The organism is Nonomuraea basaltis, assembly GCF_005893125.1.
Classification (GTDB): Bacteria; Actinomycetota; Actinomycetes; order Streptosporangiales; family Streptosporangiaceae; genus Nonomuraea; species Nonomuraea basaltis.
This window is the reverse complement of sequence record NZ_VCJS01000122.1, coordinates 26,983-37,088: the sequence shown is the minus strand read 5'-3', so window position 1 is coordinate 37,088 and position 10,106 is coordinate 26,983. Positions and strand designations below refer to the sequence as shown.

The 10,106-nt window shown below is 63.5% G+C and carries 7 protein-coding genes; 6 read left to right on the top strand and 1 reads right to left on the bottom strand.

Translation table 11 applies throughout. The features are described 5' to 3' along the window. Window positions 1–506 precede the first annotated feature (506 nt). Window positions 507–1,049: a hypothetical protein gene (locus EJK15_RS41510; RefSeq protein ID WP_138715957.1), complete on the top strand. Its 543-nt coding sequence runs from the start codon at window positions 507–509 to the stop codon at window positions 1,047–1,049. Here EJK15_RS41510 and EJK15_RS41505 read toward each other — a convergent pair. Further along, window positions 1,046–1,501 (bottom strand): hypothetical protein, encoded by a 456-nt coding sequence (locus tag EJK15_RS41505; RefSeq protein ID WP_138715956.1) that lies wholly within the window; start codon window positions 1,499–1,501, stop codon window positions 1,046–1,048. The genes EJK15_RS41510 and EJK15_RS41505 overlap by 4 nt on opposite strands. A gap of 313 nt (window positions 1,502–1,814) precedes the next feature. On the opposite strand from EJK15_RS41505, the gene EJK15_RS41500 reads away from it, so the two are divergent. The 5 genes from EJK15_RS41500 (at window position 1,815) to EJK15_RS41480 (ending at window position 9,295) form a co-directional block, all read left to right on the top strand. Then, the gene (locus EJK15_RS41500) at window positions 1,815–5,249 is read left to right on the top strand and encodes an ADP-ribosylglycohydrolase family protein (RefSeq protein ID WP_138715955.1); all 3,435 of its coding nucleotides are present in this window, start codon (window positions 1,815–1,817) and stop codon (window positions 5,247–5,249) included. After that, entirely contained in the window at window positions 5,242–6,054 is an 813-nt protein-coding gene (locus EJK15_RS41495; protein WP_138715954.1) for a carbohydrate kinase family protein, read from the top strand. Before EJK15_RS41500 ends, EJK15_RS41495 begins: the two co-directional genes overlap by 8 nt. 336 nt (window positions 6,055–6,390) lie before the next feature. Beyond that, a complete protein-coding gene (locus EJK15_RS41490; protein WP_138715953.1) occupies window positions 6,391–6,699 on the top strand; it encodes a hypothetical protein in 309 nt (102 codons plus the stop codon). A gap of 38 nt (window positions 6,700–6,737) precedes the next feature. After that, entirely contained in the window at window positions 6,738–8,750 is a 2,013-nt protein-coding gene (locus tag EJK15_RS41485) for a hypothetical protein (protein WP_138715952.1), read from the top strand. Further along, complete coding sequence (locus tag EJK15_RS41480) at window positions 8,747–9,295, top strand: hypothetical protein (protein ID WP_138715951.1); 549 nt, start codon at window positions 8,747–8,749, stop codon at window positions 9,293–9,295. The genes EJK15_RS41485 and EJK15_RS41480 overlap by 4 nt, the downstream gene beginning before the upstream one ends. The last annotated feature ends 811 nt before the right edge of the window (window positions 9,296–10,106 follow it).

Here is a 10,106-nt window from a genome sequence, read left to right as displayed (position 1 = left end):
GAGTGGGGGATGGCGTGGGGCCCTGGGCGGTGGCGGGTGCTGACACCAGAGAGAGGGGGAGCACCAGTGCGGCGAGCAGGGCGGCGCGGCGGCGCGTCCGGGAGGATAAGCCGGACGCTAATCGTGATGATTTCACTACAGCCTTTCGAACGAATGTTTGCAAGGCGGAGTGATCATCACATGGCCGCAACTAAAAGTAAAGATCGTTTGCAGTAACTGGAACGGCATCCTCCGTGAGCAAGCAGACGCACAGACGCCACGCAGGGCCGAGCGCGCCTGACAGTATTCGTGGTGGTCTACCGAGTACCACGGCCGCGACAAGGCATCCGCGCCCTAGTGAATCGACCCCAACCTGGCGATACACCTGTGACCAGGGGCTATGCCCAGTCTTCAACCTGTCTTGCTCCCTGTGCCCCGGATCGGTTGTCATCTGAAGGAGGAATCTGCTTCTGCAGGCCCACTAGCCGCCTGGGTCATGCGTTGCCCCATCGATCCATGGAGGCACCATGCGTATCCAAGGCAAGATCGCCTTACTGGCGGTGTTAAGTCTGACCGTGGCGGGGCTCATCGCTCCGGCCGCTCACGCCGACCCCACCCCCAAGCCGCGAGCGGAACTCGTACCGGCCTGGGATATCCCAGGCCCCCAAGGCAGCACGACGTATGAGGGTGGCTCTCCAACTACCGGAGACCAGCGTGCCTCGGCGCCGCGGTGGCGCTGCTTCCTCTACGTCAGCGATCCGACCTTCAAAAAGCGCAACGGCCAGTGGCAGGTCGAAGGGACGGGCCGACAGTCGTGTACCGGCGCCGGCTATATCCCTCAAGGGCCACGGCTGACCCTGCAGCGTTACCTGGGCCTTGGGATCTGGCGGAACGTGTTCCGCACCTCCATCGCCTGGTCCCACGGCGGGTACGCGGAGACCCGTACGGGGTGGAGGTGCGCCGGTTCCGGCAGCGAGGAATACCGCTGGGTCGTCGACGGATTCGCCCAGGGCGTCCCCCGGGCGAGAGCACACGCCTACTCCCTGCAGTACCTGCGGGTCATCTGTTAAGGATTGTCCACCGAGATGGCGGGCGCGCGGCGGCCTCGCCAGACCATGATCGCCCAGCCGTGCGGGGTCGCGATGGTTCGTGTGGCCACGCGCAGCTGGGCGATCCGCTCAGCACGCAAGACACGCGTGTGTACGAGGTGACGGCCCCCCAGGCTCCAGCGTCTGGTCCGACTGCGGCCCCAGGTATCGAATCGTATTTCGAGTCGTGCCCGCTCCCCGGTCGAAGGGGGCTCTGTGGTACTGAGTGCGGTATATCCCAGCGAGAACCAATCGGCATCGTACTCGAACACGACCCACTCCAGAGCATCCCCGTGAGCGAACAGCGCCGCCGCAAGGTCGCCGTCGATGACATCTCGAGACAATGGCACCAGATCGGCACCGTGCGGAACGTCCAGCCCGTGCTCGATGATCCTGCGACCCTGTTCGACCAGGGACGGATGGAACTCTGGCATGAGCTGAAGGTATGCCCACCGGATCCGGCATGTCGAGGAATGTCATCCGCATGCAGAAAATCGATATACGGTCGGGCCGCTACATGCCGAGGTGACGTCTACGTTCACCCCACGACAAACTTCCTGAAATGTGCTCGTGATTCTGTGCGTCCTTCGCTGACAAGGTAGAAGCGGGCAACACCTCGGTGTACAACCGACTGCGACGGCTTGGCCCAGGTCACTCCGCGGCGACGGCGTAGACCGTAAATGAGCCGTATCAACATTTCTCTTCCCGGGAGAACCACATGCGATTTGCACCTATGGCGAGCTGATTGTGCCAATCTTCGAGGAGGGCCGGACCCGCTCCGTAGCGACGCGTGATCGCTCGCTCGATCTATTCGCCAACCGCTTCGAGCTGACTCGGCATGTTGTGTCGCTCATCAACGAGGACCCGCCCTCGGAGCGGATCCTCTACCTGCACGGGCTGGGCGGTAACGGTAAGTCATTGCTGTTGCGACACCTGGAGAAGCGTTGCTGCCTGCGTACCGCCCGGTGGGCGAGCGTTCGCAAGTCCTCTGATGCCGAGCTGCTGGAGCGACTGGCCGAGGACGGCGAGCAGGTGCCCGTGGCCAGGATCGACTTCGGAGCACGGCCAGCAGGCGAGAATCGCCCGCAGGAGGCGTTCTCGGCGTTGTTCATGCTCAAACGCCAACTCTCCCAGCATGGGATCGCGACGCCCCGCTTCGACTTCGCCGCCATCACCTACCTCCACAAGCTCGGCTTCGATATCGCCCATCGCGTGCCCGAGCTATTCCCACGCGGCGAGGTCAACATCGCGTTGGAGATCGCCGATGCGGTGCTCACGTTGCCGGTTCTGCGGGTCGGACAGACGCTGCTCCAAATGGTCAACTCGCGCATGGACAAGGCGTTCACCCGCAGGCGGATGCAGCGCCGTGTCCCGCAGGAGGACGCGGAACAGATCCTGGCCCTGGTGCCCGAACCAGACCTGCTCCATGAGCTGCCGCGTCTGTTCGCCAAGGACCTCAACGACGCTGCTGACGACCACGCCCGCATCGTGTTGCTCTTCGACACCCACGAGGCGTTCTTCGGCGAGGCCATCGGTGACGCAGACAGCTTGATCCACGCTGACAAGCTGATGCGCGATGAGTGGCTGCGCTGCCTGCTCGGCCACCTCGATCTGCGAGCCGGGATCGTCGCCATCGTGGCAGGCCGCACCCGTCCACCGTGGCCATCCGCTCCCGTCTTCCCCATCCCGGAGCGCTATATCGACCATCGGCTGGTCGGCCACCTGACCGCCGCTGATGCGACGCAGTACCTCACCCTGGCCGGCATCACCGATCCAGCCATGCAAACAGCGCTGGTGAACTACGCCTCCACCGCTCCGGACGAGGTACATCCCTACTTCCTGGGCTTGTGCGCCGACGTGGCGCTAGCCGCCGGGTCCCGTCTGAATCCCGCGGACTTCACCGCATTGGTCGACAAGGAACGCGACCTGGCTCATCGGTTGCTGCAATGGACGCCTGCCGAGGCCGAGTACGGCATTCTGGCGGTCAGCGCCTGCCGCGCCTTCACCGCCGAGACCTTCCATCACCTGGGCCAGGCGCTGGATTTTCCTTGCGATCGCAGCGCATTCAGCAAGCTGACGGCCTTCTCCTTCATCTCGCCACTGCGAGGCGGTACGGCCACCGGGTCGAACGCGTACACCATGCACAACATCCTGCGCCGGTCACTCCGCAACGTCCGCCCAGCGGAAGTGCACCGAGTCCACGAGGTGCTGGCCAGGCACTACGGCGGGCGCAAGGAGTTCACCGCCGAGTTGGAGGCGGCCTATCACCTGAGCCACCTGTACCCCGCCCAAGGCGTAGCGGCCTGGGTCACGCTCATGGATCGCAGCCTGGCCACCGGCCGCTTCGACCAATGCCGCGCCCTTGCGAGCCTGCTCAGCGAACTGCGCATTGACCGCGACGACGACAAGGGCCGCTGCCTGTACCGCGTGGCCCGCGCCTACCTCGGACTCGGCCGCTGGACCCAGGCCGAAGCCCTGCTGGACGGGCTACCTCACAGGTCAGCACACGCCGAACTGCTCCGCGCCGAGGTGGCCTTCTGCAGAGGCGACTTCGAAAAGGCCGAGCATCTGGCCCGGTCCGCGTTGGCGCTCACGGCGGAGGGCACCCGGGAAGGTTTCCTGTTCCGGTTGGCCGAGATCGAGCTGTATCGAGGGCGTTTCGCAGAAGGACGCGGGCACGCCACCGAGGGCATGAACACTGCGACCGATCAGGCGCCGTGGCTCAAACTTCTGGGCGAGATCGAATACTTCTCGGGCAACGTCGATCGTGCCGACACTCTCATCAACCAGGCACTACAGGACGTGGCTGCCCGTCCCACCCACATGCGTAACCAGGCCCTGCACGCCGGCCTGCTGCAGGACGCAGCGCTGGTCGCCGAGGCCACCGGCGCCTGGCAGATCGCGCTGGACAGCCAGAACAAGGCCCTCGCCATCCGTAAAGCGTCAGAAGACGCCCGCGGAATCGCTCAGTCCCTCCACGGGCTGGGTAAAGCCCAGTGCGGTCTCGGCCTGGTGAAAGAAGCCGCTCACACTCTGGCCGAGGCCGGTCGCGTAGCCCGAGATCTCGGCGATGGCCTGCTCGCGGCGAAGGTCACCCACAGTGAAGCCGGCGTACGCCGAGCCAACGGCGACCATGGCGGCGCGTGGGAACTGACCATCGAGGCATTGAAGGAGTTCGAGCACCACAGCACCCCCTACGACATGGCATCCGCCTACCTTTCGCTGGCCAGCCTGGTACAAGGCCGCCAACGCGTCCGCTACGCCGACCGCGGACGACGCGCCATCGCGCGGGGCGGCTTCGGCATTCTCGCCCAGTTGTTCCCTGGCCAGGCGATCCCACCTGCGGTCCGAATTCTCAACGGCCTTACCGGCTTCTGCTGCGGCGATGCACTCGGCGTCCCCTGGGAGGGAGAACCTCCCCAGGCCATCCTTCTCACCGACACGCTCACTGCGCGAGAGGGATGGCCTCTCGGCAGCACGTCAGACGACACCGAACAGCTCATCCTGCTCGCCCAGAATCTGATCAGATCTGGCGGCTCAGAGGCTGCCTTTCTCAATACCCTCGCTGCGGCGCTGCCGGCCATGCGCGGAGCCGGCCCCACCACTCGGAGAGCGGTCGCACGGTTTGAAGCAACCGGATCACTCGTGGCCGATGGCGGAGCAACCAACGGCGCCATGATGCGAGTGCTGCCCATCGGCTGGACCCTGCCCGCCACCGATGCCGAACGCCGCCGTGAGCTGGTCATACGAATGACGAAGACCACCCACGCCGACCCAAAGGCCATCGCCACCGCCTGCGCTGTGGCCGCCATGGGATCTTGGGCGCTCGAGTCCTACGCCGCCGAGGACCTGATCACCATTGCTCAAGAAGAACTCGACCACTTCAGCGTCCCTCATGCCGCAGGATGGAAGCCCGATTCGAGCGGAGTGTCGCTGGATGTCATGGACACATTGGGAGCGATCCTCCACGTTCTCCACCTTCACGACGAACCGGTCGGCGCCATGCGGTATGCGGTCAGCCTTGGTGGGGACACTGACACCGTGGCTGCAATCATCGGAGGCATCCTGAGCTGCCGACAAGACTCGGTAGACATCCCCTGGGCACCACAAGTCGCTTTCCCGGCAGGGTTGGACGCGCTTGCCGAAGGGCTGTCGGCTATGCGACGAGCGGCGTATGCCTGACTTCTGGATCATCGGCCCCATCGCCTGGGACCTTGCCCTGTACGTTGACCGCGTCCCCGCCAGCGGTCACTTCGTTCAAGCCAGCGAAAGCGTAGAACGTCCAGGCGGAACCGGAGCCAATGTCGCCGTCGCGCTGAGCGAGGCAGGTGGCCGCGTCCACATGGTCGGCTACGTGGGATCCGATGCTGCCGGCCGAAATCTGACGAACACGCTCACTGCCGCCGGCGTCGACGTCGATCACGTCCAGGTCCTGCCGGGACACACATCCTCCGTGGCGCTGCTCATCGAGCCCAACGGCGAACGCACCATCATTGGCATCCACCCTGACCTGCTGCGCACCATCACGATCCCCACACAAGCCGTGGTGTCGGGAGACATTGTCTACTTCGCCGCTTGGCACGACACCTTCGCCTCCGCAGCCCAAGCCATGGCCACCGCGGGAGCGCTGGTCACTAGTGTCCCGCCAGGCGCGGCCCCCGCCATGCAGTACCTGATCGGATCCCGTAACGACTTCGCCACTGTCCCCGAGAAAGCCACCGCCGTCATGACCGAAGGCGCCAACGGCGTCACGGTCTACTCATCAGGCAAAAGCGATCATTACCCAGCCATCCCAGCAGATGTAGTAGACGCGACCGGTGCGGGTGATGCCTTCGCCGCAGGCCTGCTCTGGGAGATCGGCAACGGAAAGACTCTGGACGAAGGCGTGCGTCTCGGGCTCACCTGGGCCGCCACAACCGTCCAGACGAGATCGTCCATGCCGACTACACTTCAGACACCCCAGGCCGGAATCAACAAGCGGGAATGAGGTCCGCCGGCAGGTGCAGGAGCTGACGATCAGGTTGCCATCGCCGCTTGCTTCGAGTCCGTGCCTGGGAACGTCGCTGATCTGGCCTTCATGACCGTGTCCGAGGCATCTTTCTTGCCGCAACCGGGGCATTCCTGCGACACCCTGGGTCGGAACACCAGGCGGCCACATGGCTGCGGATGCGACAGAGGCAATCATCATCATGCGTGATACGCAGCAGCCGAGATAATTGTTGAGATTATGCCGCTTTAGCAGTTCGACTCGACGGCGCTCCAACTGCCCCTTATCGTCACATTAATCCCACAGATCGTCGTCCACAAAGATCCAAGGTTCCGGATGATGGCGACACAGGAACAGATCGAGGCCGCTCGGCGTACGATCGAGCAGTTACGCGACCAGCACGCCAACGACGTGCGCAAGCTCATCGGCCTACTCGAAAGCGGCGCGATGAAGGGTAAGGCCGCAGACAAGCTCATCAAGGACTGCCAAGCCTGGGAGGCTGCCTACAAGAGCGTCTTCCGCCGCGCACTTGCACTGGTCGAATCCACGCCTGTACGTCCCGAGACCGGGAAGTCCTCCACGGAGCCATCCACGCCTTGGCCAGGGCAACCACAGTTTCGGCCCCCCGAGGGGTTTCGCCGATGAGTCCGCCTCCCAATCGGATCGGCATAGACCCCACGCTCATGAACCAGCTGATAGGCGAGATCAAGCGCCTGGAGCGATCATGGGCCGAAGTGGATACCCAGCTCAGCAACGCCTTGCGCTCCATCGACACAAGCATGTCCGGACCGGGGTTGCTGAAGGACCTCGGCTTCCAAATCGCGCAGCGCATTCCCGACCTTCAGCGGCGCTTGGATCTCATCGTGGCAACCCAGAAGATCGGGCTTGACAAGGGAGTGGTCTGGGCGGACGAGACGCTCTGGGCCTCGAATTCGCCGGCGAGTGGCGCGGCGGCGGCCAAGTCCGTAGCAGATCAGCTTCGCCGGGCGAAGAAGGACGCTGCCTTCGTTGGCGGGCAAGATGCCCTCACCCGCGAGACCCTGGAGCTACTCGAGAAGCACAAGCACGATCCCTACTTCGCCGTCGCCTTCGCTAAGGAGATGCCACCCAAGGAGCTCAGAGCACTCCTACGAGACCTCTACTCCTCGGACCGCGATTCTCGCCGCTCCCTCCACAAGGACTGGAAAGAACCACCGTCCTCGGACGTGGACCGATTAGTGGCGGCTCTGAGCGTGACCTTGGGAACAGCATCGCGCGGGGTCGGCGACATGAAGCTGCCCAAAGGCTATGCCGATGAGCTAATCGCATCCGATGGCGAGCCGTTGAGCGACCATGTGGTCAACAGGCTTTTGCAGTACGGCACCTTCGACGATGCCTTCCTTCTCGACATCGCCAACAAGGTCTTCGACAACGAGCGGAAGCCACGCGGCGAACAGCAGGAGATGATCGGATTCGGGCCAGGGCTCGCGGCCGCCCTGGCGAACAACCCCAGAGTCGCTCAGGACTTCTTCGCCGATCCCACACGTAAGCCCTTAGCCTTCCTGATGCGGGAGAAGTACTGGGGCAGCGGCGAACACGAACTCGGCCGCGCGATCGAGGCAGCGACAACGAGATTCCGCGACAACGGCCAACCTCCAGGCAGTTCGCGCGGGTACAAGTCGGCCTTGATCGCATCCTGGGCCATCCACTTCTGGGCGGACCCAAGAGCGCAGTTTGCCCTCCCCGATACTCGGCAGAGCGCCGCTCGCGTCTTCGCGGCCTATATAGGCGATGTGAACCGAATCTCTCCTCGGAACCCAGACTATTTGGGCGTGAACCCTCTGCCGGATCCAGATTCGATACTTCCAGGAAAGCAGCCTTACGGCGCCGTGTTCGGCCATGATGAGTCGAAGCGTGCAATGATATGGGCGTTCAAGGATCCTGAAGCCCTCAAGACTGTCATCGCCGCTCATGGGAAATACAGCGTGATGGCCTTGGACGCGCAGGCGGCACAGGTCGCACAAGCTAATAAGGATGCCTTCAACGCCTGGCGCAAGAGCCACCCAAATGCCACCCAGGCAGAGATCGACGCCCAGCAGCAAAAGATTCTACGAGGTAACATGGCTGGCCACACTGCTGAAGAATTCAAGGCCAGAGTCTTCGGTCTTAGCAAGTCACTCCATTTCATTGTGGATGCCGGAAACCAATCCGAAATCAATGTGGCGGACGCAAGAGACAAGACCAATAAGACCATGAGGGATGTTGCGGCCAGCACAGTTAAGCTCATGCTCACGCCCACGGGAGAGTGGGTTGTTGCGGGATATGAGTTCCTTGAGGATAATTTTGGGGATCAGATTAAAACCGACGAGGGAACGAAAGCCCGAGAGAAGGCGGCGACGGCGCTGGAAACCAGCGAAACTATGTTCAGAGACCTGACTGCAGATGCCATGATGCGACACGGCCTCTTCGGAGACGGCACGGCGGCAGCGACTACGCATCCGCACACATCCGAGAATTATGCAAAGGGGTCGGAGCGGGACTTCCTCAGAGACGGCGAGATACTCCCTCGCAGCGCGATGACAACGAAGCAACGACTGGCATACGAAGACTGGCTGGAGCAGGGGCCGGCTTCAGGCATGTTCAAGGAAGTCAACGATGCCGTGGGAGACGGATTCCATCCACGCCCGCCCGACGTCCCCCCCAAGGCGGACGAATGAAGACACGTCCATCGGCGCTCCTCCTGATCTCCGCAGTTGTCGCCGTGGCGGCCTGCTCGCCCTCTCCCCCGCCGCAGGACCGGAGCCCCTTAGGCGTCGTTACCGCATCACCCGGTGAATGCGGCGTGCTCTCTGAGCAAGCCGTCGCCCGGGCAACAGGCCTGGCTGACTTCTACGCCAGCGGGACAAATTCGTCAACCAATTTCAAGTACTGCGTCGTATCAAAATCAGCAGACGTCAAGGAACCAGTGAGGCTGGAGATCCAACTGGACGATGACCTGGCCTTTTCCCTGGAAGGGCTCGAACGCCGAAGAATCGCCGACAAAGGCGTTCCCCTGCCCTCGGGGGTGGGCCCCGGCTACAGCGCGGTAATCAGGGGCGAGAATGGGCAGCCGTTGGGAGCCTACGCGTCCGCATGGACACCGCACGACACCAAGCTGCTCTCCATCACGCTCTATCAAGGCGCACCAGGCCGAGACCACCAAGCGGACGTCATCGAATTCGCCAGACAACTCCGTCCCCTTCTTTTGAGCTCAGTCCCCTGACGTGGCGCGCTATCCGAAGATCAGTTGGCATGCGCGATTGCGGAGGCGAAACTCTGGGAGGGAAGGCGGAAACCGTTCGTCACACATCGCGGCGATCAACGGTACTACCCGCTTGTTGTCGCCACCTTCCCGATCACTTCGCTTGGGCTCCTCTTCACGATCGACGCGAATCGCTGTCTTCCTGCGCGGAGCTACTGGGACATTCTCATCACGCCGAGGCGATGCAACCGAGGCCGGTCGACGACCGTTCCCCGACAACAGCGCCTTGTTCTTCGACACCTTGGGACTTGGCCTGGACCTCGCGGAAGGGGGCGACGTTCGAGGCGCGGACGTGGACGTCGATGGCAGGGCGAGCACCGTGGGGCGCTCAGAGACGATCGGGCGAGACGTCGGCATCGAGGCGACCGTCGTCCGGGGTGAGGAGCCGTTCGCGCCCCATGAACTCGACCAGAGGCCAGCGCCTACGCACGCCAGGAAGCCAACAATTAGCGCCGGTCGCGTTAGGCGATCCCAGCCTCGAAGAGGAGATCGTTCTGGCGGGACCGGAGCCGAGTACCTTCTCCAGCCGAGCGAGTCAGATGCGGCGAGGAGCCGCGGCCGGTACCGAAGCGGCAGGCCGTACGGCGGGCGCCGCACCGGACGTGCCTCTCCGGTAGGGAAGGCGGAGCGGTTCTGATCACTGTTCATGGTCCTCCTCTCGCTGCCCGCGCATGCAAGAGTGACGCAACGTAACGACCTCTGGCGGGAGCGACGCGGCATGACGAGCGGCATTGAGTGGCATGGCCCCGGTCGCCCGGGGCCGAAGGCGGAT

What these genes read in the sequence shown, in the direction of transcription:
- EJK15_RS41510 (WP_138715957.1), top strand. Translation starts at nt 507, where the DNA reads ATGCGTATCCAAGGCAAGATCGCCTTACTGGCGGTGTTAAGTCTGACC.
- EJK15_RS41485 (WP_138715952.1), top strand. Translation starts at nt 6,738, where the DNA reads ATGAACCAGCTGATAGGCGAGATCAAGCGCCTGGAGCGATCATGGGCC.
- EJK15_RS41490 (WP_138715953.1), top strand. Translation starts at nt 6,391, where the DNA reads ATGATGGCGACACAGGAACAGATCGAGGCCGCTCGGCGTACGATCGAG.
- EJK15_RS41480 (WP_138715951.1), top strand. Translation starts at nt 8,747, where the DNA reads ATGAAGACACGTCCATCGGCGCTCCTCCTGATCTCCGCAGTTGTCGCC.
- EJK15_RS41495 (WP_138715954.1), top strand. Translation starts at nt 5,242, where the DNA reads ATGCCTGACTTCTGGATCATCGGCCCCATCGCCTGGGACCTTGCCCTG.
- EJK15_RS41505 (WP_138715956.1), bottom strand. Translation starts at nt 1,501, where the DNA reads ATGCCAGAGTTCCATCCGTCCCTGGTCGAACAGGGTCGCAGGATCATC.